Annotated in this window: 16 protein-coding genes and 2 tRNA genes; 11 read left to right on the plus strand and 7 right to left on the minus strand. The window is 45.0% G+C overall.

Translation table 11 applies throughout. From position 1 onward, the window contains the following. Nucleotides 1–12 precede the first annotated feature (12 nt). The 4 genes from R3D00_23035 to R3D00_23050 all read left to right on the plus strand — a co-directional run bounded on the left by R3D00_23035 (nt 13) and on the right by R3D00_23050 (nt 7972). Nucleotides 13–3552 carry a hypothetical protein gene (locus R3D00_23035; GenBank protein ID MEZ4776070.1) on the plus strand — a complete coding sequence of 1180 codons (3540 nt, stop codon included), beginning with the start codon at nt 13–15 and terminating at the stop codon, nt 3550–3552. 235 nt (nt 3553–3787) lie between these two features. Continuing rightward, nucleotides 3788–4951 carry an MraY family glycosyltransferase gene (locus R3D00_23040; GenBank protein ID MEZ4776071.1) on the plus strand — a complete coding sequence of 388 codons (1164 nt, stop codon included), beginning with the start codon at nt 3788–3790 and terminating at the stop codon, nt 4949–4951. A gap of 1 nt (nt 4952) precedes the next feature. Next, nucleotides 4953–6791, plus strand: coding sequence for an asparagine synthase (glutamine-hydrolyzing) (gene asnB, locus R3D00_23045; protein ID MEZ4776072.1), 1839 nt, complete (start codon nt 4953–4955; stop codon nt 6789–6791). Beyond that, the gene (locus R3D00_23050) at nt 6788–7972 is read left to right on the plus strand and encodes a glycosyltransferase family 4 protein (GenBank protein MEZ4776073.1); all 1185 of its coding nucleotides are present in this window, start codon (nt 6788–6790) and stop codon (nt 7970–7972) included. Before asnB ends, R3D00_23050 begins: the two co-directional genes overlap by 4 nt. Here R3D00_23050 and R3D00_23055 read toward each other — a convergent pair. From R3D00_23055 to smc, 4 genes are all read right to left on the minus strand, one after another. Next, nucleotides 7956–9458: an NADH-quinone oxidoreductase subunit N gene (locus tag R3D00_23055; protein ID MEZ4776074.1), complete on the minus strand. Its 1503-nt coding sequence runs from the start codon at nt 9456–9458 to the stop codon at nt 7956–7958. The two genes, R3D00_23050 and R3D00_23055, sit on opposite strands and share 17 nt — an antisense overlap. Nucleotides 9459–9552: 94 nt before the next feature. Further along, nucleotides 9553–11781 carry an alpha-galactosidase gene (locus tag R3D00_23060; protein MEZ4776075.1) on the minus strand — a complete coding sequence of 743 codons (2229 nt, stop codon included), beginning with the start codon at nt 11779–11781 and terminating at the stop codon, nt 9553–9555. Nucleotides 11782–12050: 269 nt separating this feature from the next. Further along, nucleotides 12051–13016, minus strand: a complete 966-nt coding sequence (locus R3D00_23065; GenBank protein MEZ4776076.1) for an L-threonylcarbamoyladenylate synthase — start codon at nt 13014–13016, stop codon at nt 12051–12053. Nucleotides 13017–13021: 5 nt separating this feature from the next. Continuing rightward, a complete protein-coding gene (smc, locus tag R3D00_23070) occupies nt 13022–16567 on the minus strand; it encodes a chromosome segregation protein SMC (GenBank protein MEZ4776077.1) in 3546 nt (1181 codons plus the stop codon). Between the two features lie 29 nt (nt 16568–16596). Here smc and R3D00_23075 point away from each other — a divergent pair, with 29 nt between their 5' ends. Genes R3D00_23075 through R3D00_23085 form a run of 3 tightly spaced genes read left to right on the plus strand, consistent with a single transcriptional unit; the run spans nt 16597 to nt 18751 of the window. Next, nucleotides 16597–16944, plus strand: a complete 348-nt coding sequence (locus tag R3D00_23075) for a hypothetical protein (protein MEZ4776078.1) — start codon at nt 16597–16599, stop codon at nt 16942–16944. 51 nt (nt 16945–16995) lie between these two features. Then, nucleotides 16996–17211, plus strand: a complete 216-nt coding sequence (locus R3D00_23080; GenBank protein ID MEZ4776079.1) for a hypothetical protein — start codon at nt 16996–16998, stop codon at nt 17209–17211. Between the two features lie 7 nt (nt 17212–17218). After that, nucleotides 17219–18751, plus strand: coding sequence for a S8 family serine peptidase (locus tag R3D00_23085; protein ID MEZ4776080.1), 1533 nt, complete (start codon nt 17219–17221; stop codon nt 18749–18751). On the opposite strand, the gene R3D00_23090 is transcribed toward R3D00_23085, so the two are convergent. Further along, entirely contained in the window at nt 18745–19332 is a 588-nt protein-coding gene (locus R3D00_23090) for a hypothetical protein (protein ID MEZ4776081.1), read from the minus strand. The two genes, R3D00_23085 and R3D00_23090, sit on opposite strands and share 7 nt — an antisense overlap. 304 nt (nt 19333–19636) lie before the next feature. Between R3D00_23090 and R3D00_23095 the strand changes: the two genes are divergently transcribed. Then, nucleotides 19637–19891: a hypothetical protein gene (locus R3D00_23095; protein ID MEZ4776082.1), complete on the plus strand. Its 255-nt coding sequence runs from the start codon at nt 19637–19639 to the stop codon at nt 19889–19891. 276 nt (nt 19892–20167) lie between these two features. Here the strand turns inward: R3D00_23095 and R3D00_23100 are convergent, their stop codons facing one another. Next, nucleotides 20168–20938, minus strand: coding sequence for a hypothetical protein (locus R3D00_23100; protein MEZ4776083.1), 771 nt, complete (start codon nt 20936–20938; stop codon nt 20168–20170). A gap of 13 nt (nt 20939–20951) precedes the next feature. After that, nucleotides 20952–21902 carry a Smr/MutS family protein gene (locus tag R3D00_23105; protein MEZ4776084.1) on the minus strand — a complete coding sequence of 317 codons (951 nt, stop codon included), beginning with the start codon at nt 21900–21902 and terminating at the stop codon, nt 20952–20954. 501 nt (nt 21903–22403) lie between these two features. Here R3D00_23105 and R3D00_23110 point away from each other — a divergent pair. The 3 genes from R3D00_23110 to R3D00_23120 all read left to right on the plus strand — a co-directional run bounded on the left by R3D00_23110 (nt 22404) and on the right by R3D00_23120 (nt 24348). Continuing rightward, the gene (locus R3D00_23110; protein ID MEZ4776085.1) at nt 22404–23906 is read left to right on the plus strand and encodes a TROVE domain-containing protein; all 1503 of its coding nucleotides are present in this window, start codon (nt 22404–22406) and stop codon (nt 23904–23906) included. A 206-nt stretch (nt 23907–24112) separates the two neighbouring features. Beyond that, a tRNA-Phe gene (locus R3D00_23115) sits at nt 24113–24184 on the plus strand. Nucleotides 24185–24276: 92 nt separating this feature from the next. Continuing rightward, a tRNA-Phe gene (locus tag R3D00_23120) sits at nt 24277–24348 on the plus strand. Nucleotides 24349–24551 lie beyond the last annotated feature (203 nt).

Raw genomic sequence — 24551 nt, forward strand, 5'->3', positions numbered from 1 at the left:
AAGAGAAGCATAATGGCTTTCCCATGGAAATTCACCCGGTTCTGGCGTAAAATATCCCCCCTGGTTTTCACGGGGACGATCTGGTTAATTGTCCTTTGCCCTTCGGAAAATTTTGCACAACAGACAACTCTTTCGGCAGAGGACACCCTCTATTTGCATGATGATACGCTTCGGCTTACGCATGGCTTTCTTGTACCTTTTTCTGAAAAAATCGTTTCTCCTTCCCTTGAGGTTATTGCTTCAGCAAGTTATCAGAGTAATTATAGCGCCGGGTTCATCATTTTACCTGACTCCCTGCATGCGCAGGGGCCGTGGCTGGTTAGTTATCGCTATTTTAAAAAGGGGTTGGCCGATCCTGTAAGCCTCCGGAAAATACGTATTCTCACCGATTCCGTATCACAAACCCAAATTGCCGACGTCATTTTTGAAAACCCCAATGGTCCGGCACCCGATATTTTTTGGGAGTCTCAGGAAGGTATCCGTAAAAGCGGTAGCCTTTCGCGCGGAATTACCGCCGGTAACAACCGGGGCCTATCCGTAACCAGCGGGCTCCGCCTCCAGATCGAAGGCGATCTGGGCGATGGCCTGAAAATTGTCGGCGCCATTACCGACGAAAATCTCCCCATCCAGCCTGACGGAACCACACAGCAGATCTCAGACTTTGACCGGGTATTTGTACAGCTTTCCAAAGGCCCGGTCGCTGTCACAGTGGGAGATTTTGAAGTAAGTCGCAAACAAACTCATTTTGCCAATATTTACCGCAATGTACAGGGGTTACAGGTAAGCTATAAAACTGCTGACACCCGGCTCAGTGCAAGTGGCGCAGTAGCTAAAGGGAAGTTTCACACCAACTCCTTTATGGGAGTAGATGGTATTTCCGGCCCCTACCGGCTTACCGGAAAAAACCGCGAGCGGTTGTTTATCGTACTCGCGGGCAGCGAAAAAGTGTACCTCAACGGAAAACTCATGCAACGGGGCGAAAACCTCGACTATATCATTGACTATAACACCGCAGAAGTAACCTTTACCGCAAGACATGTTATTACCAACGTTACCCGAATTGTGGTCGATTTTGAATACAATGACCGATACTTCAACCGCTCGCTCGTTGTAGCAGATATGGAACAGGATCTTTTCAACGATCGGCTGAAAATTGGCTTTTCTTATAGCAGAGACTCCGACAATCCCAATGCGCCATTTGACAACCCGGAAGCCTTTGAGAATGCCCGCGATACGTTAAGCCAGGTAGGAGACAACGGCGGCCTGGCAACTACTTCCGGTATATTCGCCCTTGGCTATGACGATCAGGCTGTACGTTATGCCCGTGTAGATACGATGGTGGATGGCAACAGCTATGAGAGATATGTCTTTTCCAATAATCCCGATCTGGCGATTTACGGGATATTTTTTAGCTATGTCGGTCCCGGCGGAGGTTTTTATACACAAGACCGCTCAGGTATCAATGACAATGTCTTTACATGGGTAGCACCCGACCCTGGCGGCCAGCCACAGGGAGACTATGCCCCCGTAAGAACATGGGTTTTACCCCGATTACTGGAAGTGGCAGATGCACGGATTTCTTTCAAACTCTCAGATAAAATCACCCTCTTTTCGGAGTCTGCCATGAGCAATGAAGATCTCAACCGGCTTTCACCACTCAATGACGGAGATAATAAAGATTTCGCCAACCGGGCGGGTATATCCATCAAAGATGTGCAACTATCCGACTCTGTTACCCTCTCTCTCGACGTTTTTCATCAGTATGTAGGAAAACGGTATACGAATCTCGACCGGCTGTATCAGGCTGAATATGGACGTATATGGAATTTTGATGAAACAGGCGAAAGAGAAAATGAAAATATCGGCATGTCAAGGCTTTCTCTCAACTACAAAAACCGGCTGGAATTTGAAGTAGAAACGGGTATAAGAAATACAGGTCCCGGCGCCAATACTTTTCGTCAAATGTATTCGGTCAATAGCCGTATGCCGCGTTTTCTGAATGGAAATTATATGTTTACGGATATCGATCGCGCAGATGATCTGGCTGCAATCAACTCACGCTGGCAAAGGCATGAGGGTGATATTTTTGTCCCACTGGGAAAAATCCAACCCGGCGTTGTAATCTGGACAGAAAGCAGGGAAGAAAAAGTCAGAGACAGCATTCGCTCCGGTTCCTTTTCTTTTGTCGATCTTCGCCCCTATATCAGAACCTCCGGTACAAAAAAATTGCAAGCTGAGTTGTCATGGAACTATCGGTTTGACCGGGAATGGCTAAAAGGCAAGCTGCTCGACAAAAGTATTGCCCAAACCTGGCTGATGCGAACCTCATGGAATCCTTCACCACTGTTTCGGATGCAACAGACAACTTCTTTTCGCAACCTGGTCGTACAGGACACCAGTTTTTATTCCAGTGGATTGAAAAATTCAAGGCTGCTAAACACCAATCTTCAGACAGCCGTTTCAACCAAAAATCAACTGTTATATGCAAATTTTGTCTATGATGTAAACTCAGAACAACTTGCACGGCAGGAAGTTCGGTTTATAGAAGTAAATCCCGGACTGGGACAGTATGTATGGTTGGATTCATTGTTTAACCATGATGGCATTCAGGACATCGAAGAGTTTCAGATTGCGAATAATCCTCTGATTGCCAACTTTATAAGAGTAGTAGTTCCTACCAGAGAACTATTCCCCACGACACGACTCAGCCTTTCGGGAAATGTCAGGTGGAATTTCAAACAGGTGATTCCGGCATCAGAAAAAGTGTTTAAAGAGGTTTTCAGGAATATCCAATCCCAGACAACTTTCCGGGTAAATCAAAACAAATCCCGAAACGAGAAAATAGGCACTTACTTTATTGACTTCACTGACCCGTTTTCTGATACCACTTTGCTGAATGCAAATTACAATTTGCGACAAGACCTTTCATTCTTCCAAAATAATCCGGTCGGCGATTTAAGGTTTGCCTATCAGGATAGCAAATCCAAACTATTTCTCAGCACAGGCGATGAACTGCGAGGAATGACCTTTTGGCTGGGAATTCAAAGGCTAAATATTGGGACCAGTAAAAGCCTCGAACTTGAATCCAGAATAGGGAACCAGTTTGCGGTGGCAGAATCATTTGAAACCAGAAATTTTGATATAGACTTTTGGGAGGTCAATCCCAGAATGAATTTCCAGTTTAACCGAAAGTTTCGGCTTACGACAGGTTATGTGTATAAACAGCGAAATAATACCAATATAGCCGGAGAAAATGATGCAAAACTGAATGTACACAAGCTGATCTTCGACACGAGGTGGAACCTGAAAGAGCGCAACAACCTTTTTACCAAATTGGAACTTAGCAGCCTTTCCCAAACGGGCTCACCGGGGTTTTCGGCAGAATATGAGCTCAGAGAAGGACTTCAACCAGGCTTAAACGCTGTATGGCAGGCATTTATCACATTTTATGTTCTCTCCAATGTAGAGTTAAGCCTCACATATGACGGCAGAGTTTCCGTAGAGACGCCGGTTATTCATACAGGAAGGATACAGGTGAGAGCATTTTTTTAACCAAAAGATTACTTTACATTAATATTTTTTGGTGTAATTTTGCCCCAAAATAATTAGGGTATATAAACAGGTCATTGTTTTACTTTTATTCTTTCCCCCAAAGATTTATGTCTGATTTGTAAACCATGGAACCAACAAAATACGCAAAATCCTTACAATCAGACCTATTCCTGTTTTTTGCAAAAACTAAATATTGCCGTACTTTCGGCTCAGAAGAAAAATCCAAACAAACTCTATGAAAAGTATTTTTCTGCTCCTCAGTATGATAGGCTTTTCCTATATGCTGAATAAAATTTTGTTCAGATTTTCGCGAAATTTCGGTGTTGAGAGCCGGCAAGCGCAAAACCTGGTCAGATGGAGTAGCACTTCAAAACCTACCACAGGGGGAATATCTTTCTATATTACCTTCCTCGTGGGCATTATCCTGCTTCTTGTATTGCAACCCAATACCAATGTAGTCACAACCCGTATGTTGCCTTTGTTTTTAAGCGCAACGCTCGCCTTTATGATTGGATTCGCAGATGACGCTTATGGCACCCATCCTGGTCTCAAATTTCTGGGCCAGGTGACTTGCGGGCTGATCCTTATATTCTTCGGAATTCAGATCAGGTTTTTCGTCATGTGGTCTCCGGATTTATGGATTATGGACTCTGTACTGACTATTTTCTGGGTAGTAGGAATCATGAACAGCCTCAACATGCTTGACAATATGGATGGGGTAACGACAACGATTGCCACCACAATCGTTGTGTCAACCTTCTCTATGCTGACCATTCAGGAAGGTCTTACTACCATGTTTTTTGTACTTGTAGTCATTGTAGGTGGTTTCCTTGGATTTTTATTCTGGAACTGGAAACCTGCAAAGATTTATATGGGAGACACAGGCAGTATGTTTATTGGCCTTGTGCTGGCTTTTATGGGTATTGAGTATTTCTGGAATATTTCTACAAGCCCTGACAACATTTCCCACATACGCAAAGGCCTGATTCCACTCACAGTTTTTATTGTGCCGATTATGGATACGTCCTTTGTAACATTTGCCCGGATTGCCAGGGGAAGTTCGCCTTTTGTCGGTGGCAGAGATCACCTGACACATCAACTGGCCAATATTGGTATTCCAGAACAATTTGTGCCCATTACTCTCGGGATCGTTTCAGTAATTTCTGGTTTGCTGGCTTTATTTATCTATAGACTGATCCCCGAATGGCGTAGTTTTTACTCTGTCCTGTTTGCCGCTTACCCGGTGGCGCTGTTTGTCCTTTTTACTTATTTGTACCGGAAGGGAGTGAAAATAGGAAAAATGAAAGAGATTTTGGCAAAGCGGGAAAAACTCCGGCAGGAACGTCTGACAGAATCTACCCTGTCCGATCATTCCTTCGTCGGGCATTCCACACGATAAGGTGTGCGGAATTAATCTGATTATCGATCAATCTGCCAAGAGCGGAACCGATTCTATCGTTTCCATGAATCGCCGTCTGGCCCATCGCGGTCCGGACGGCGATGGTGTTTATACTGAAGTTTTTCCCAACAAGATCTGCCACTTTGGACATACACGTCTGAAAATCATTGATACCCATGACCGTAATCAGCAGCCATTTCGGTCCGAGTGCGGAAGATATACCCTCATTTTCAACGGAGAGATTTACAACTTCCAAACCCTGCGCGAAGAACTTACCCGGGAGTATCCTGATATCAAATTTCGCACCGCTGGCGATACAGAAGTGCTGCTGCACCTACTCATCAGGGAAAGAGAAAAGTGCCTGAGCCGGCTGGAAGGCATGTTTGCTTTCGCCTTTATGGACAAAGCGGAGGACTATATTCTCCTGGCCCGCGATCCATTTGGCATGAAACCTCTCTTTTATTCGGAGAATGGCCCTTTCTGGCTGGCTTCTTCAGAGATCAAAGGTATTCTGGCCAGTGGACTCGTTACGGCAAAACTCCATACGGCCTGTATTCCTTTTTACCTGCGGTATAAATTCGCGCCCAAGCCGCTGACATTTTTCGAAGGCATATTTGAGTTGCCGGAAGGGCATGCGATACGCATACAATATGGGGAAAAAGTGCCTTTTGATTACCGTCAACCCAATGCAAAAAATCAGACGGGAACCTCCGAAAAAGAAAATCTGATTCTGCTGAATGAACTGCTGAATCAATCTGTAAAAAGTCATCTGATTGCCGATGTGCCCATAGGGTTATTTCTCAGTGGCGGTGTAGATTCCACTTTGCTTTTGGCGTTATTACGCGAAGAAGGCTTGCGCAAATTTCCGGCTTTTGTCATGGGCAATGGATCAGCGGCAGGAAGTTTTGGGACAAATGATTACGATTTTGCCCGCAGAGCAGCGAAAATGTATGAAGCAGATCTTCACGAAATTTCTGTAGAACCTGATATTCTGCACCATATTCCGGAATTTGTTGGAAGCCTCGACCAACCGATCGCCGACGGGGCGGGATTATTGACATTTCTTCTATCCAAAGCGGTAAGTACAGAGGCCAAAGTGGCGCTGAGTGGTGCGGGCGCTGACGAGCTGTTTGCGGGATATAATCGGCATAAGGCCTTCCATTTTTATATCCAACATCAAAGCGCACTTTCTGCTACGCTTCCGTTTTTACGGGCTGGTGCATATTTTCTGCCAGCAGGGTTTGATCACCCTGCGAGAAAATCGTTTCGCCTGATCAAAAAATTTGTCCATACCCTCGACAAAAATCCAGAAAAAACTTTTCACAATTTTTGCGGATCAGCCTTTCCGGATATTTCCGCCTCCTATTCTCCGGTATTTTCTCTTAACGATGCGTTGTCATTTGACAGGGAAAATTACCTGGTTTCAGATATACTGATGATGACAGACCAGACTTCGATGGCACATAGCCTGGAAGTGCGGATGCCCTATCTATATCCCCCATTGCTTCAGTTTTCACAGGAAATGGGTGCAGAGTACTTGATTAAGAATGGGAAAAAATGGATGTTGAAAAGACTATTGGAAGCAAAAGGCGGAAAAGCATTTTGCGACAGGCCAAAAGAAGGATTTGGCATGCCCATAGGAAAATGGATACGGAATCCTGACAATAAAGAATGGCAGGTCTTTCTTCGCAATACCAGACACCCTGTGTTCGAATGGATCAACCCATCTGTATTTGCAAATATGCTGGATCAACATATGGCCAGCAAAGCCGACCATTCTCCCGAAATCACAGCGATGCTCATCCTCATGACCTGGATTAACGGTAATTTTACTGCATGAAAATCCTATACCTCCACCAATATTTTCAAACTCCGGGAGAATCAGGAGGAATTCGATCATACCATCTGGCAAAAGCAATGTTATCTGCCGGGCACGAGGTAGTGATGATCACCAGTCACAACAGCGATTCACTTGTCAAAAAGAATGTTGAAGGAATTGAAGTTTGGTATTTGCCCGTTAGGTATGCCAATGAAATGGGGACCTTTCAGAGAATGGTTGCATTTTCTGCATTCGTTATTCGCGCTTTCCTTACTTCCCGTAAAATAAAAAATGTAGCGCTTTGTTTTGCGACCTCCACTCCGCTGACCATCGGCATCATTGCATTGCTGCTCAAAAAAATCAACAAAACCCCTTATATATTCGAAGTAAGAGACTTATGGCCGGAAGCGCCTGTACAGATGGGTGTAATCAAACATCGATTACTGAAAAAAGCGCTTTACAGGCTGGAGAGAATGATTTACCTAAATGCTTCGAAGATCATCGCATTATCGCCGGGGATTGCAGAAGGGATCAGGGCAAATGGAGGGAAAGTGCCCATTCCGATGATCCCCAATATGTCTGACTGTCAGTTTTTTTATCCCGGATATTCCACTCAGTCCGCAGATATCCAAAGTTTTCAGAACGCAGGTTTTCGGGTAATCTATTTTGGCGCCATGGGAAAAGCCAATCATCTGGACTATCTGATCAGGCTTGCCGAAGCGTGCCAGCAGCAATCGCTTGATATTCATTTTCTGATCGCAGGGTCGGGAAGTGAGAAGCGTCGTTTGGAAAAATTGGCCGGTGAATTACGGAATACAACCTTTTTGCCTGCCGTAAACAAACACCATATCCGTGAATACCTCTCTATTGCTCACGCTGCCTACATTTCTTTTGCACAAATACCCGTGCTTGAAACTACCAGCCCCAATAAATTTTTTGATTCACTGGCTGCGGGAAAAATGATATTGGTAAATTTTAATGGCTGGATTCGTGATCTGACAGAGGAAAATGAATGCGGCATTTACACCGATCCCGGTGATCCTGAAGGTTCTGCCCAAAAACTGGGCGCACTCGTCCGCCTGCCGGGTCAGATTATCAACTATCAGAAAAACGCCCGCCGTCTGGCGGAAAGTCAGTTTGACAAAGAAAAACTTTGCAGGCAGGTAGTTCAGGTCATGGAAAGTGTTATCTCCCCAGCATAGCTGTTCCGGTATCCACTACTGCACCAAAGGCCGTATCGATCGGGGTAAGTACCAGTCCGGGGAATACGCCAAGAAGCAGAATCAGAAAAACAAGAATGGCAATTCCGGCAACCGGAAGGAAAGAAAACCTGGTATTGAATACCGGCTGTTTGCCTTCACTGTTGAAGAACATAACCACAATGACCCGAATGTAGTAGTAAGCACCGATGACGGAAGTCAGGATACCGATGGTAGCGAGAAAGACCAGGTCATCGCGGATGGCAGTGATAAACACCTGATATTTCCCCATAAAACCAGCCAGGGGAGGAATTCCCGCCAATGAAAAGAGGAAAATGGCGAGTGCCCCTGCCAGATAAGGAGATTTCAGGCCCAGTCCGCGCCAGCTTTCAAGGTCTGTATCTTCAAACTGCTGTTCTACCATACCCACAATACCGAAAGCGCCGATATTCATGAGGGTATAGATAAACATGTAGAAAATAATCGCTTTGAAGCCAATATAGTTGTCAGGAGTAGCGGCACAAAGGCCGAGGAGAATATAACCAGAGTGCGCAATACTTGAATAAGCCAGCATTCGCTTGAGGTTTTGCTGGCGGGCAGCGACAATATTGCCATATACCATCGTCAGAAGCGCGGCAAGTGCCAGAATCGTTTCTATTTTACCGTTTTCTGAAGCACTTACGAGTTGGAGTTTTTGGATAATGACCCCCATCGCCACAAAAGCAGCGAGTTTACTGCCGGTAGCCATAAAGCCTGCGAGTGGTGTCGGCGTTCCCGTATAAACGTCGGGCGTCCAGCTATGAAAGGGGAAAGCAGCCACTTTAAAAAGGAAACCTACCATGATCAGCCCCGATGCTGTAAAGAATAAAGGCTGGTTTTCCTGAAGCAGTTTGATCATGTCAGCTCCATTCAAAATGGAGAAATTGGTAGTACCTGTAACACCATAAAGGATAGAAATACCAAACAGCAGGAAGGCAGAGGCAAATGAACCCAGGAGAAAGTATTTCAGACCCGCCTCATTGGAACGGCTTTCGGTCTTATACAGTGCCGCGAAAATGTAGAGACACATGGACATGGTTTCCAACCCGATGAAAGTCATAATCAGGTCATTGGCATTTGCCATAAGGATCATACCAAGGACAGAAAAAACCAGCAGTGCATAGACATCATCGATTTTACGATCCTGTCTTTTGAGATAGTCTCCCAGGAAAAACAGGGTACATACGCCTGAAACGCATAAAAATACATGGACCAGCGGGGCGATGCCCCCCACTTCCATCATCCCAAAAAATGTAATTGTACTTTCGGACGGCCCCATCCACCAGGCTGTCAATGCCGAAAGAATCATTCCGGCAGCACTTACCCAAACCAGGCTACTCCTTTGTTTGAATGCGTCAAGAATCATGAGCAGCAAACCTGTTCCAAGCAGAATCAGAACGGGTGTGGCTAAAGAGGTGGATGCGTTTAGATTTTGTATAGAAAAGTCCATGTATCTGATATCAGATTTATCTGTTTATGAGCCGGGTAAAGTTAGTATATGTACACAAGTTTACAAAACCGGAATAAATATTTAAGCGGATATCTTATTCTAAAAAATAGGCGACCCATTTTCCTGCCCCAACTTTGACCGGAAGTGCGATTTCTCCCCCCTGATTTGCCTCAAAAACTCCGGCAGGTTTGTTTTCGCACATGGCTTTTACCTTTCCTTTTAAACCGGCATAATATAAAGGAACAGCAATGGAACGAGAGACATCCTCCTTCGTCGGATTAAATACTACCAGGGCGGCCTTTTCTTTTCCTTCGGGATTAACCATCAGCCAGTAATCTATATCGCGGCCATCGGCTCTGCGGAGGTGAATCAAGTCTCCTTCGAGCACTTCCCGGTGTTGTTTGTACCAATCTACAGATTGTTTGACCATTTGTTTTGTGGCTTCTGTATCATATAACCTTGGCCCTCGATAGCAAGCCTGCACGCCTGCGCCCAGGTTGGAGATAATCATCTTTTCATAATGGTCGAGGTGGTCGCTTAATGGTTCTATCGTTGCGGCGTCTCCCCCACCCTGATATTCTGTCAGCGGCACAAACATCCATCCCATGGTGCTGAGTTTGGTCCATGTGCCATCATATATATTTTGGCGGGTATGGATGACCTGCTGGTCGCGGGGAAGGCTCCAGTTGACTTCCCGGTAGCCCATTCCACATTTATTTCCCCCTGCCAGATAATAATAGTCAGGAATATTGAGATAAATACCCTTGCTGCGGCACCATTTGTAAAAGTCTGAAATTACCTGATACTGCTTCCACTGTGAATCATGGTAACCTGTATGCCCCGGATGGTTAGTAGAAATACATACATCGCCCGGATAAGAACCGTCGTGTTCCAGAAGGGCGAATCCGGTTTTTTCGTAGAAATTGTACAATTTCTTGAAATAGGTCTGCCCCCATTCACTACCGATGCAGGGAGAATTGCCGAAAGTAGGCGTTTGCCCTTCAGGCATGACCACATCATTTTTTTCGTCTATTTTACGCGAAGCCAGCAGCGAGTACCCGCCGATTTCCACACCTTTACTTTTGGCATAATCGGCATATTCCTTCATCTTTTCCATATAAGCCGGACTGTCATCCTCAATATTAAACCCACTCCCAAAAGTCAGAATGACCATTTCAAAGCCTACCTCAGCACATTGGTCAATGGCCACTTTGACTCTTTCCCAATCGGCAAACCGTGCGTGCATCATCAAAGGATTTTCTGTACTCCATGGAGCCAGTGTACGGTATAGTCGGCGTTGTGCCAGCCCCTGCCGCTCTCTGTCATAGCTGTCATGCGGCATAATATAGGTACGGAATGAGGTAAATTGGTCTCCGGCGAGAACCACTTCCTCCGGCCCGATCTCTGGTTTTACTTTCAACAGACAAGGCGTTACTCTGAGATAACTTACCTGCGTAGCATAGTCAGGATCTGACTCCCAATGAACCACATGATGGTTGGCATCCATGCTGTACATACTGGCAAATGCAAAATCCGTCTCCACATGGATATTGGGATAGAGGACATTGTACTGGCGGGTTTCTACCGAAGATCCATATTCTACTGCTGCGAGTATTTCACTGGTAAATGAATTGACAGTTACGGGCATGCCGCCATGATTGGTCAGGGTTATCCATTTGGCCATAACCGGAATCCCGTCGTAGAGTTCGTAATGCACGGAGACTGTAATATTGGGAATAACCCTTGCCTGAACCTGAATGTATGCCGGAAGTTCGTAGTCCATTTGCAGATGTACGCCTTTTGGAGGCCAGGCCGTATGTGGGGCATGGTGTCGGGCCTCCTTCCATTCAAATGGAGCCGTTGCCTTACCGGTTTTGAAACCGGTGATCTGCATAGCGCGGGAGTCAGCCTTCATGCTGTCTATCCACTCAGGCAATAAAAATGCATAATTGGGTTGCCCGGTCAGCCCGCCTACCGCAAATGTATCGCCATTGATCGTGATCTCCGCTTCGGGTTTCACCCCTCGCAAGATGGATTCTCCCGTGATCAGGTTGTCAAAACCCACGGTAGCTGCATTGGGCGACATTCGGAATGTGCGGCGGATCAGTCCGTTGGACATAACAATTTCATCGGGGTGATTGCCCCGGTAAATACCGGCTGTATATGGGGAAGCATCGAGCAACCAGTCGGGTTGATGGGTATTTTTCCTGACAGGTTCTTTTTCAAGTGTCTGGGCAAAAGAGGCAGTGGGATATAGTGCCGAAAGCAGGAGGGAAAATATCCATAGATATTTGGGAGGAAATGGGAATATTTGTTTCAACATCGGAAAGGGCTTGGGTTAAGGAAGTGAATTTATTCCGGAGAATGACCAATTCCAAAAATATGATTCCGATGAAAATTATTTATGAAGCCCATATGAGCTCTTTTCCCTTTGTGAAACTTTGCGATTCCTTTGCGTATTGTGCGTGAACCATAACAATGTTGATCGGAGATCATCTCCCTGCTTTTTGGACGCAGGGGAACGCAAAGTACGCGCAGAGTTTCGCAGAAACTCCCAATTATTTTATAATTCCGAACTTTTTCGATAAAAACTCACTCCCCAACCTTATTTTCCTGCCTTGCCCTTTCCAGCCGGTCATTGATTGCTTTTCCAATGCCTGTGTCAGGAACGCGCTCCGCTACAATCACATCCAGGCCAAGGCTGTCGAGATAATGCATGGCAGAAAACAGGTTTTTGGCGGCTTCATGCAGGTCGCCCGATTCTGACAGCACGACCTGATAGGCAGGCTCAACCGCTGTATAGCTTTTTGAAAAGGAAAGGACACCAACCTTTGGGGATGTCAATTCCTTCAGCAAAACAGCCGGCTCGCCGAGGTACAGGGGCGTGCCGGGTGCATAATGGCTCTTCATCATCCCCGAGGTTTGAGGCTTATCGCTTTTTGTAAGCATCGTAACTTCTCCCACACATTCTTCTATTTCTTCCAGCCCGATTCCGCCCAGGCGGTAAATAATCGGGTCCTCCCCTTCAAATCCGACGATCGTTGACTCCACCCCTACCGTTGAAGGGCCGCCATCCAGAATATAAGAGACCCTGCGTCCCAACTGGCTTTCCACATGCGCGGCAGTTGTCGGACTGATAGAACCAAAGCGGTTGGCACTGGGCGCGGCCAATGGAAAATCGAGCTGGCTCAGCAGTTCCAGTGCCAGTGGATGGCTGGGAATACGTACGGCAACCCGAGAACTTCCTCCTGTAACCAGATCGCTGATCGCAGGTTTTTTTGGCAGTAAAAGGGTCAATGGCCCCGGCCAGAAAGTTCCGGCCAACAGCGCCGCTTTTTCCGGAATGTCTGCAATATACTTTTGCAACAGTGCGACATGGGCGAAATGCACAATCAACGGATTGAACTTTGGGCGCTGTTTTGCTTCAAAAATTTTGATGACGGCATCGTCATTCAAGGCATTCCCGGCCAGTCCATATACGGTCTCTGTGGGGATAGCAACAATCTCTCCCGCCCGGAGAAGTTTCGCTGCAAAACGGGTATCTATTCCTGTGGCCATATTTATTACGCCAGATTCAGAGCAGAAAGATCAACAGGCAACAACCGCGACACGCCGGTATTTTCCATCGTTACACCATACATGACATTGGTAGATGCCATCGTGCGTTTGTTGTGGGTGACGATAATAAACTGTGATGTTTCCGAGAACTGGCGGATGATATTGTTAAATTTGTCAATATTGGCATCATCCAGCGGGGCATCTACTTCATCAAAAATACAGAAAGGCGCAGGCTTGATGAGGTAAATGGCGAACAATAATGCCACCGCTGTAAGGGTTTTTTCCCCTCCGGAGAGCTGTTTGATCGTAAGGGGTCGTTTTCCTTTGGGACGGGCAATGATCGAAATTTCTGATTCCAGGGGATTTTCTTCATCCAACAGCATGATATCGCATTTGTCATCTTCGGAGAAAAGGCTCCTGAACACCACCTGGAAGTGGTCTCTTACTTTGGCAAATGTTTCAAGAAATTTCTCCTTAGCGGTCAGGTCTATTTCTGCAATCGTACTTAACAAGGATTTTTTTGCTTCTGCCAGGTCTGCCTTTTGCTCATTGATAAAATCAAATCGCTCCTTCATTTCATTATAGGCTTCAACTGCCATGGGATTGATTTCTCCGTAGGTCTGCACCTTGCTTCTCAGCCCCAGCAATTTTTCCTCTATCTCCTTTACATCATAATGTTCCAGCGGTTTATCAAACAACTCTTCCTGTACCAGATCGCTGATTTCCACCTGAAATTCTACCGACATGCGCTCTTTTAAGGAATTCATTTCCAGCTTGATCTCGGTAATGCTCTCCTTCAGGTCTGCCTGTTTTTGCAGCACATGTTCGCGGTTTTTTCTTTCCTCAGCCAGTTTGTCTTCTACCTGATGAATGGAGTTTTTGGTCATGCCGACTTTTTCCTCGAGCAGGTTCACATGGCCTTCTTTTTCACGCTTTTGATTGTACATTTCGACGATGACTTCATCATCCTGCATATTGCTGTTGATGAGGTTGTCGGTGTCTTTTCTTACCTGATCGAGTTCATCTTTCAGCTTTTTATTGGTTTCCGCAAAACGCTCGATAGATTCTGTTCGCTGATCCATCTCACGTTGAAGATTATCATTCTGGTTGGTGAGGTGAATCAGGCGAATATGCTCCTGGTTGTACTTTTGGTTAACCTCAGCCAGCAGATCAGCGGTTTCTCTGGCATTTTCGCGCTGGGTAGCCAGTTGAGACGTTATCTGCTGTAGTTCTTCCAGATGAATTTTGAGTTTAGGATCTATTTCTATCAGGAAAGTGCGAAGTTTTCCCAACTCTTCTTCCAGCGATTCGGTTCGTTGACCTACACGGGCGAGAAATTCTCTATGTTCTTTTTCCCTCGACTGCAGGACGGAGAGGTCGCGTTGTTTTTCCAGCAGGTTTTTGCGAACCGGTTCAATCTGATGGTGAAAATCCAGTTTCTTTAACCCTTCGAGTTTTTGGGTAGCCTGATCGAGTTCAACCTTTTCATTGGTCAGTTGTTTTTGAAGTTTTGCAATTTCCTTATCGAGTTTTTCGAGGTTTTTGGCCCGTCCCAATCGCTTTCCTTCAAATAACCCCAGTGAGCCACCGCCAACCATATATCTGCGCCGGGAAACGTTCCCTGCCCGGGTGATAAAAACCGTATCGTTGGACATATCTTCCGGGAAGTCATTTTCCCCCTGAACGATATAGACATTTCCCAGAAGAAATGCCGCAAGCTTTTTATATTCTTCGCCAAAATCCACTACATCAAGCGCCAGCTTTGCCTGGGTAAAGAGCAGCGGATTTGCCGACTTATAATGTTCCAGTTCTTCCAGAATAAAAAAGTTGGCTCTGCCTTTCGACGCCTCGGCAAGCATATGAACAGACAGGATCGCATCCTGGCGGGTTTTTACGACATAATAGCTCAGATAAGGCTCCAGGTAGTTTTCAAAAGCAACTTTATATTCATCAGGAACAGCAAACACATCGGAAAGAAGAGGTGCATCTTTAATCCACTGCGCATTTTTTTTCAAAAACTTCACACTTGCGGGAAAACCCTCGAGGTTTTCGACGAGGCTTTTGGTCAGATTGTACTCGTTTTGGCGGGCGTCGAGCAGGCGGTTGGTTTTATAGACATTATCCTTAAGATTGGTGACCAATTGCTCTGTTGCCCGGGTATCTGCGATATGATTTTCCTGCTGGGTTGACAGCTCCTGAAACTGTTTGTCAAGCGAAGCGACCTCAACCTCCAGGGTGCGGCTTTTTTCTGAAAATGCATCCAGATCTTCTGACCGACGGTTTATATCTTCTTCCGCACGCTGTAGTTCGCCCTCCATGCTTTGGATCTGGACACGCTTAATTTCCTTTTCGCGGGTCAGGTTTTGCAGTTCCTGTTCGGTTTCCCGATGTGTCGCAGCCAGTGCATTGACCTGGGAAACTTCTTCCTGATTCTGGCGGGAAAGCTGTTCTTTTTCTCCTTTGAGTGCAGCCTCCTTTCGCTGTTGTTCCAGCAAATCTTTTTCTATCCGGGCAAAATCTTCACGTAACTGGGCGAGCGAACTTTCGTTTTTTTCCAGCTGGCGTTTTTCCGTTTCGATTTGGTTTTGGATAGAGATTTCTCGTTGCTGGAGGTATTTCAGCCGCTCGTTTTTAATCGACTTTTCAGTTTCTACTGACTGAATTTTTTGTACGTGGCGATTAAATTCGCCCTGCGCATGGGAGAGCATTTTTTCATTATCCAGCAACTCTTTTTTCAGTTCCTGGAGCCTGGCTTCAAAACGAGCCATCGAAGAATGAACGGCTGTAAGCTGATCTGCGAGATTCTGCTCCAGTATCTGAACCTGTTTTTGTTCATCCCGAATACTCCTCACTGCGAGGAAGGCATATTGAGAACTAATTTCCTTGTATTGTTCTTTCAGTTCAAAATACCGCTGCGTACGGCGGGCCTGTTTTTCGAGCGATTTGAGATTTTTGTCAATTTCAAACAGCAAGTCCTCCACACGTTCGAGATCAGCATCCGTGTCTTCGAGGCGTTTGAGCGTCTGTTTTTTTCGAACTTTATATTTGGAAATGCCCGCAGCTTCTTCAAAAAACTTACGCCTTTCATTATCTTTATTGGTGAGCATTTCGTCCACCATTCGCAGTTCAATGATGGCATAGGAGTCCGAACTTACGCCCGTATCGAGAAAAAGATCCTGAATATCTTTGAGTCGGCAGGTAACGCCATTGAGCAAATACTCACTTTCTCCGCTGCGGTAAAGTTTCCGCGTAATTGTAATCGTCGTGTATTCGGTCGGGAGAATATTTTTGGTGTTTTCAAAGGTAAGGGAAACCTCGGCAAAATTGGCTTTTCGCTTGGATTTGGTACCATTGAAGATGATATTTTCCATCTTGTCAGACCGGAGGTTTCGGGTTTTCTGCTCTCCCAGTACCCAGCGGATAGAGTCAACGACATTAGACTTGCCGCAACCATTAGGCCCCACTATACCCGTGATGCCTTTGTCAAAAACAAAGCGGGTGCGTTCTGCAAAACTCTTAAACCCAAAAATTTCCAGACTGGTTAATTGCATTGTTCGTTTCCAGCGCTTAATTTAATCCTATGAAAGTATTCCTAATCCTGATTCTGACCATTGGCGCCTTCCTCCTGTTTCTGTATTTCAGACACCTTTGGACCAAATTCGGTTTCAAAGATAACAATTATGGCGGAGTTCAAAACATGCCACGAATGGCAGAGCAAAAGAACCATGAGGAAGCCTTTCTGCCCGGAAGTCGTGCCGGCGAGATGGACTCCATTGAAAAAATTGCTAAAGTAATGAAGGAAGGGCTGGAAATTCAGAAGTTTTCCAACAACAAAAAGCCCAAACCCCGTATATTCAAATCGAAAAGCGACTTCAAAAGAGCCTATATTATTGACGCACTTCTGGAAAAGCCAAAATACCTGGAGTGAAACACCACAACGCTTTTGTCGTACAAGAGAGGACATGTTATAAAGTGAACTATGCAGATAACCGGAAAAATCACCTTTATCAATCTCTCAGGTGGCTTTTGGGGCATCCTTGGGGATGACGGCCAAAACTACAACCCTGGAAGTTCCCTGCCGTCAGGCTTTCACACAGAAGGTGTCCGGATTAAAGCAAAAGTAAGCCCATCCCAGGCTTTCAGCATTTACATGTGGGGAACCAATGTTGATATTCAAAAGATTGAGTTAATCTAATAATATTATGTCCGGAACCATCTCGCATCACTTGTTCGGAATTGCCTTCTCTGTGCTGGCCTTTTTTGTATTTGGTCGCGGGATCGTCCGCAAAGCCAATGGAAAAGATTTTCAGCCACTTTGGGCATTTCTTCTGATTCTATTTGCCATTTCCTTCCAGTTTATACATGGAAGTTTTTCTATTATGGGAAGGCTCTCTAATCTTCTGCTGGATTTTGGGATTGGAATGACCCTGGCAGCAGGTTATCTGGCCATTAACCGTGAAAGAGCACAACTCTTTTTTGTACCCGGGCTTCTCGCCATCGTATTTGGCGGTGTTACTTCCCTTTTCAATTTTTGTATAGATTCTTTTACCGGCAGTATCAGTCCGGATAAAAATACCATTGAACTGCTGGTAGAATTGGGGCCGGATGACCAATTGGCGGAAATACAGCCTATATTGAAAAAATACGGAGCCAAAGCAGAGCGCGCTTTTCCCAATGTAGATCTCTCCGAAGATGAAGACCTGGCGCAATATTATTCTGTCTATGTTGATGTCTCCCGCAGAGATCCATTGATGATGGAGCTGGAAAATGACCCGGAAAATGTGGATCAATTTGATATCAACCACCCCATTTCAATCGTTCAGCCAGTTAAAGGCGCTGATCCTAAAACGCCCGTAAAGTTTCTGGCAGATGACCCTTATCTCGCCAACCAGTGGTATGCCGACAAACTCAATTATAATAGTGTTTACCAGTTTTTGAAAGAGCATAAGCCCGCCAAAAAAGTAAAAGTCGCCATTGTCGATACAGGTGTGGACAACGGCCATGAAGATATTTCAGGAGTTTATCAAAAAAGCGGGGGAGCGGGTGACAACGATAAACACAGCCACGGTACGCATTGTGCAGGCCTTGCAGGCGCAGCTACCAACAACGGCAAAGGCGTTGGATCACTTAACTGGGATGGCGAATTTATCACGCTGTCAGGTTACCCTGCATTGGATGACCAGGGACGGGGGACAGACAAGAAAGTCGCCAAAGCGATTATCGACGCAGCCGAAGGCGGTGCGGATGTCATATCCATGTCTCTCGGCGGATTTTCACCCTTTGGAGCACCCAAAGCACAGGTAGACGCTATTAAATATGCGCGAAAACTCGGCGCAGTAGTTGTAGTTGCTGCCGGCAACAGCAATGATGACGCAAAACGTTATTCTCCCGCCAATATCGAAGGCGTAATCGTCGTATCCGCAGTTGATGAAAATTTTGGGAAAGCAGTATTCTCCAATACGAATACAAGCCTGAAAATGCCCATCGCCGCACCGGGTGTCAATATACTTTCCTCCGTTCCCGGAAGTCAGTATCAGTCTTACAACGGTACCTCCATGGCTACGCCTATTGTTTCCGGATTGGTTGGAATCATGCGTTCACTGAACCCCAAACTGACGACTGACGACATTTACCGCATACTGAATGAAACCGGTACGGTAGTCAATGACTCGGAAAGAATCGGAAAAGTGATCAACCCGCAAGCTGCCATTACAGCGGCAATTTCTGCTCAATAAACAGAAAGATCTTTCGATACCTGAGTCAGGAATTTTTTTATGCCGATATAGACATCTTCATTTCCGCGTAGCCGGGTTGAAACATAAGCGTCATCTGTCTGGAGATCGCGAACATAAAAATAATAGTGAAACTGCAAATAACGATTGTTATACATCTTATTTGCAGTTTTGAATTTTATAAAAGAAGGGCGCATAGCTTCCTTTTTCACCACTTCCATTTGTTTGGGCATTAGCACCATATCGAGGTAATAGCGGTAACCTTCGTCTCCGAGCGCTTCCACATCGCTCAGGCTTACGAGTTTATATTCGAAGGTATAACTTTTGTCAACCGTCTCCTTGAGGGACGAATTGGCCCTTTTAGCGGCTTTGTTGGCTTCTACGATAAATGTACGCCGACTACCGGTTTCCCCTTCTTCCGGGTCCATCAGATCAAATCGGGGAATGAGTAGTACATTTTCTTTAAGATCTTTGGGCGAATCCTTAAATACAAGGTTTACTGTACGGAGCGAATCACGCTGTGCATAAAGAGGTGAGTAAACCAGAAAGCTCAAAAGAAAGGGGACAATAACAGAAATTTTCATAATCGTTGAATTACCTGAGATTCAAAGGTAACCAGCAGCATGTGCATATAAAACAGCATAAAGGCGATATCGTTACATGGGGAAGTTTTGTTATGGCTGGATATGAGATCAGGTTTTGGGGCGGGGATGGGGATTTTCGGTTTGGCCACTTTAGCTTTTGGGCTGAATTTCCCGAGGTATTATAGAATAAAAAAATATTGCATTAGTTCTACGATGCCCTGATTTCCTTGTTGAAGGAGGTGGGAAAACACAACTTTTTTTGTGCAAACTGTGTAAAAATAAACAGTAAGTATTAACTTGAAATATGTCAACAGTTGAGCAAAAAATATTATCGTTATTCATCCCTCTTCCTTTTTCCTTAAAGGCTAAAATTCTGGCTGCGCTAAGTCAGCTTATGGCCAATGAAGTGCAGGAATCTGAATTGACGGATGATTTTGTAATGACCGAAGAGTTAAAGAATAGAATCACCGCTATCGAAGAAAGGCACGCGAAAGGTGAAGGTAAAACCTATACGAAAGAAGAATTCAGAAAACACCTCGATAATCTGATATCTAAATGAGTTATTCTGTCGAAATTCGCGATACCTTTCGAGAATCCATTGATGAAATCTATACTTATCATGAAAAACGAAAATCCGGGGAAGGTTCTGACATTTTGGAAGCAGTTTGGGATAAAATAGAAGCGTTAGAACTCAACCCCCAAATGTACCAGATACGATACGATGACATCCGTGTCGCCCCGGTCAAGGTAAAACATTTTCAATACCATATTATTTATCGAATCATACCGCCAAAAGTGATTGCGATTGTACCAATTTCAACAGGAAGAGCAATCCTCAATTTTTCCACAAATCAATATTCCGGATTCGGGGGGTTTGCGGAAGCTTTAGCGGTATGGGAGATGCAGGATCATGTGGAATGCTAACCTCTGCGGCACGGAACATTTTCAAATCAAAAAAACTCCGTACTGAAACATTCATTTCACTCCCCTCCACGCCGCAATAATAGTTGTCCAGAAAAGCAGAAACCGTATCATAGGGCAAAACCGAGACGATTTTAGCTCCGGAAGGAGTGTGGGGGTTGAAGTATAATAACCGGATATACTGAATGCGAAAAAAACTGAGGGAATTATCCGGTGAAAATCCTTCATCTGCGATGATATCGAGATACTGATAGGTCCATTCTGTACCCACATCATCCAGACTGATACTGTCAATCCTTCCTCCCGGCTGTACACCGTCCAGATTGATTAAATGATAGACCAGATCAAAATAATCAAAAGACTGCCTCAAATCGGAAGGGTGAAGACCTTTGATCCGGCCAAGCCTTAATCCATAAATCAGCGCAGGCACAATTCCCTGCCCGGAAATCTCAGGGATAGCCAGTTGGTACAGGGGAAGATTGGTCTGATCGCGCAAATCGAGCCGGAGCAACACTCTTTTTCGGAGAAAATCTTTCCCTGTTTCAGTTTGAGAAGAACCTTCTGCCTGTGGTACCGGAGGTTTTTCAACGTAAATATAATCAACCTGAAGGCTGTCTGTTTCATATTGCGCAAAAACAGAGAAAGGAATACAGCAGATAAACAGCCAGGTAAAACACCGAATCATATGCCGCATGACTTTATTTAAACGTTACTTTTGTCGCGCCGTTGCCATACCGGACAGGATCTGCCGATTCAAAATTTTTGATATGCGGAGTTTTGCTAAGCAGGTCTTTCACAGCCTTTCGCAGTTTGCCCTCCCCTACTCCGTGGATAATGACCAGAGATGCGTAGTTTTCTGTGAGTGCGGTAGATAGCGTTTTTTCGAGATGTTTGAGCTGATATTGGAGCATTTCGGAGGGTGCGAGTTCGAATGGATTTTTCACCAGCGTTTCTATATGCAAATCGACCTCCGCTTCGGCGCGTTTTTTGGGGTTTTCTGTTCTTTTGATTCTTACAAACTCACTGTCAGCGATCGCTTCCACATCTTTTTTCAGCTGATTTTCGCGGAGCGAAAATATCCATCCATCATTTTTGAAAGCGGGAATATGCCGGGAAGGTTGGGCAATGCTTCCCCTGGACCAGGGATATTCTACGGTTTCAAGAGTATGTGGGTATCCTTTTCCGGGAGAAAAAGCCAAAAGCTGGAAATAGATGCCTTTCATTTGAATGGCCTGATCCTTTGGCATTACAAACAGCGAAATATAATTTCCGCTTTCCACCTGTCCTGAAGCTATACCTGTATAGTTTTTTAATGATTGCTGATAGCAGGTAAAAAGTATTTCCACAGGCTCCGGATTGGCAAGGATAAACTCCAGGTTTTTATCATCCTTGCGGATGACAACCATACTGAGATCTACCATGGACGGATCAAACGTGCGGCGAATGGCAGGAACAACATCGCCTTTCTTCCGGCTGTCTGCAAATTCGGGTTCCGCGCTATCCACCGGTACCACTTCACTCACATGCATGTCTATGGCGAAGCTATCCCCCATATCCACTTCAATATGATCTTTATCTATCAGTGCCGTTACAACACCTTCTCCTGTCTGATGCAGAAGTCTTACTTTTTGGCCGATCCGGAATAACATATTTTTTCGGTAAGCTATGTATAAATCACCATTTACAATACAAAGGTACAAATCCAAGTCTCAAAATTCAATTTCCATTCCACCCGAAAAACAAACCATTCAAACGCCGGAAATAACCATTCATACAATCATAACGACCGTTCATACAAAATCATGAATCCAAAATTAAACATCTGCGTTTGACTCACTAAACAATTAAAATCTATTTCATGCAAAAATTTAACTTTACATATCGTTTCGTGCCGGGCTTTAGCCAACTGGTCAACGAGACCTGTGCATGGAATGATCCTCGAATATTTGGGTGTGTTACTTTTGTTCAATAGAGCTTCAACGCTCTGTGAAACACACCCGAATCGCTCAGATTCGGGTTTTTTTATGCCTGAATTTTCCCCCCTCAACGAAAACTGATCTTAGAATCAGCCGGAATCTTATTGCATAATGGGTCGCTCAGGTGAGCCCGCACAAAATTATATTAACTATCTGACAAAAATATATAATGTCATGAAATTTAATAACAGGGTTCAAAACCCAAATAAAACGACGAATCACGAGGGGGCTAAGGCTTTCAAGGTCAACGCAAAGTTGGAATTGTATTCTGCAGTTGTAGCGTCCTTCCTGAGTGATGCATTCTATGAAAAAGATGACAAAAGATTGTCGAGGATATGCAAGCTGGTAGAAATATTGGCAGAAAAAGATGCGCTTTTTGTTGCACAACTCGCAGTGTATGCCCGTACTTCTATGAATCTGAGAACTACGCCGCTGGTGTTGGCAGTAGAACTGGCCAAATACCACAAAGGAGACAACCTGGTTCGTCGCACAGTCAGGAAAGTCATCCAGCGGGCAGACGAAATCACAGAAATACTGGCATATTATCAGCAAACCAATCCGCGCACCAAATCAAAAAAACTCAGCGGTTTATCCAAACAGTTACAGTTGGGAATCGGAGATGCATTCAACAGGTTTAATGAATATCAGTTTGCCAAATACAACCGGGCCAATGAGGTAAAATTGCGGGATGCGCTGTTTCTGACACATCCCAAAGCCAAAGATCAGGCACAACAGGTGTTGTTTGACAAAATTGTTTCCAAAACGTTGGACGTACCTTATACCTGGGAAACTGCGCTTTCGATGGCCGGGCAACAGGAGGGTTTGGACAAAAGCGAAGTATGGGAAGAACTGGTAAAAAGCGGGAAAATGGGATATATGGCACTCTTGCGTAACCTTCGGAATATAGCAAACCATCAGATTTCGCAGGAAGTTGTTGATATCATCGCCCGCCGGATAGCGGACCCTGAAGAAGTGGTGCGTTCCAGGCAGTTTCCTTTCCGGTTTGTAGCCGCTTACAGGGAAATAGGGGAGCTGCAATCACCACATACTGAAAAAATGCTGGAAGCGCTGGAAACAGCGGTAAAGCATTCGGCAGCAAGAATCTCAGGGTTTGATCAAAATACAAGCGTATTGGTAGCGACAGATCTTTCCGCTTCGATGATGACTCCGCTTTCCCAAAAGAGCATGATCTCTTATCAGGATGTGGGTTTGGTTTTATCCCTGCTTCTGAAATCAAAATGCAAAGAAGTCAGAATCGGCCTGTTTGGAGAGACTTATAAGGTCATTGACGAGGTCTCTGACAATATTCTCGAAGCAGTAGAGAATCTGAAGTCGATCTACGTCGGACACGCAACCAACGGGCATCTGGTGATACAGAATCTGATTGAGACCGGGATAATCGTGGACAAGATCATGATCTTCTCAGACTTACAGTTCTGGCTCACAAATTATTCAGGCAATATGGATATCTCGACGTACTGGTTTAGGTATAAAAAAATAGCTCCACACGCAAAACTCTACATGTTTGATCTGGCTGGGTATGGCACAACCCCGGTTGAAACAGGCCCGGGAAATATCACCTATCTCAGTGGCTGGTCTGACAAAATATTTGATATGCTCAGCGCCATAGAAGAAGGAAGCGATGCCATCTCTGAGATTGAGCAGGTAGAAGTATAAAAGTTATTTGAGGGGTGTAATCGTCGGGAGTGAGAACTCCCGGCATTCACACTCAAAAGAATAGAATTTCCGGTAATGCGGAAAAGATTTTTGAAATCATGGTTTAGGCACAAAACTTCGGGTGCCGTAGAAGAGAGTTACTTCATACCATACTATTAGCGAAAATAATGTACTCTCTTCGCTTGTTGCCCCGAATATTTTTTATTGGAACTGAAGCTTTACTGGTAAAGCGCCCGGTTGAACCCCGGGAGATGATGGTTCAAATCCGTCCGGTTCCACAACACTTCGGGTGCCGTAGAAAAGAGTTACTTCATATGCAAAGTGAAAATAACGCACTCTCTTCGCTTGTTGCCCCGAATATTTTTTTATTGGAACTGAAGCTTTACTGGTAAAGCGCCCGGTTGAAGCCCGGGAGATGATGGTTCAAATCCGTCCGGTTCCACAAAACAAAAAAGACTTTTTATGGAATTTTTTTTCAAAGAAAAGTCTATCTGTGATATTTTCGGAAAAAATAATTAAATGAATTTTTCAATTTTCGAATCAATTTGCCTGTATTTTTTGACCATCCAGTTGGGGAAATTCACCCGTTATGCGCCGGTATCTACCATTGGGTCTAATCAGGCAAAATCCGATAAGAAAAGGCAT

This window comes from Bacteroidia bacterium (assembly GCA_041391665.1).
In the GTDB taxonomy this organism is placed as follows: Bacteria; Bacteroidota; Bacteroidia; order J057; family J057; genus JAGQVA01.

Excerpts from the sequence above, each read along its gene's own strand:
- R3D00_23040 (MEZ4776071.1), top strand. The coding sequence starts at position 3,788 with ATGAAAAGTATTTTTCTGCTCCTCAGTATGATAGGCTTTTCCTATATG.
- R3D00_23065 (MEZ4776076.1), bottom strand. The coding sequence starts at position 13,016 with ATGGCCACAGGAATAGATACCCGTTTTGCAGCGAAACTTCTCCGGGCG.
- R3D00_23050 (MEZ4776073.1), top strand. The coding sequence starts at position 6,788 with ATGAAAATCCTATACCTCCACCAATATTTTCAAACTCCGGGAGAATCA.
- R3D00_23075 (MEZ4776078.1), top strand. The coding sequence starts at position 16,597 with ATGAAAGTATTCCTAATCCTGATTCTGACCATTGGCGCCTTCCTCCTG.
- R3D00_23090 (MEZ4776081.1), bottom strand. The coding sequence starts at position 19,332 with ATGAAAATTTCTGTTATTGTCCCCTTTCTTTTGAGCTTTCTGGTTTAC.
- R3D00_23080 (MEZ4776079.1), top strand. The coding sequence starts at position 16,996 with ATGCAGATAACCGGAAAAATCACCTTTATCAATCTCTCAGGTGGCTTT.
- R3D00_23095 (MEZ4776082.1), top strand. The coding sequence starts at position 19,637 with ATGTCAACAGTTGAGCAAAAAATATTATCGTTATTCATCCCTCTTCCT.
- R3D00_23100 (MEZ4776083.1), bottom strand. The coding sequence starts at position 20,938 with ATGATTCGGTGTTTTACCTGGCTGTTTATCTGCTGTATTCCTTTCTCT.
- smc (MEZ4776077.1), bottom strand. The coding sequence starts at position 16,567 with ATGCAATTAACCAGTCTGGAAATTTTTGGGTTTAAGAGTTTTGCAGAA.
- R3D00_23110 (MEZ4776085.1), top strand. The coding sequence starts at position 22,404 with ATGAAATTTAATAACAGGGTTCAAAACCCAAATAAAACGACGAATCAC.
- R3D00_23035 (MEZ4776070.1), top strand. The coding sequence starts at position 13 with ATGGCTTTCCCATGGAAATTCACCCGGTTCTGGCGTAAAATATCCCCC.
- R3D00_23085 (MEZ4776080.1), top strand. The coding sequence starts at position 17,219 with ATGTCCGGAACCATCTCGCATCACTTGTTCGGAATTGCCTTCTCTGTG.
- R3D00_23055 (MEZ4776074.1), bottom strand. The coding sequence starts at position 9,458 with ATGGACTTTTCTATACAAAATCTAAACGCATCCACCTCTTTAGCCACA.
- R3D00_23060 (MEZ4776075.1), bottom strand. The coding sequence starts at position 11,781 with ATGTTGAAACAAATATTCCCATTTCCTCCCAAATATCTATGGATATTT.
- R3D00_23105 (MEZ4776084.1), bottom strand. The coding sequence starts at position 21,902 with ATGTTATTCCGGATCGGCCAAAAAGTAAGACTTCTGCATCAGACAGGA.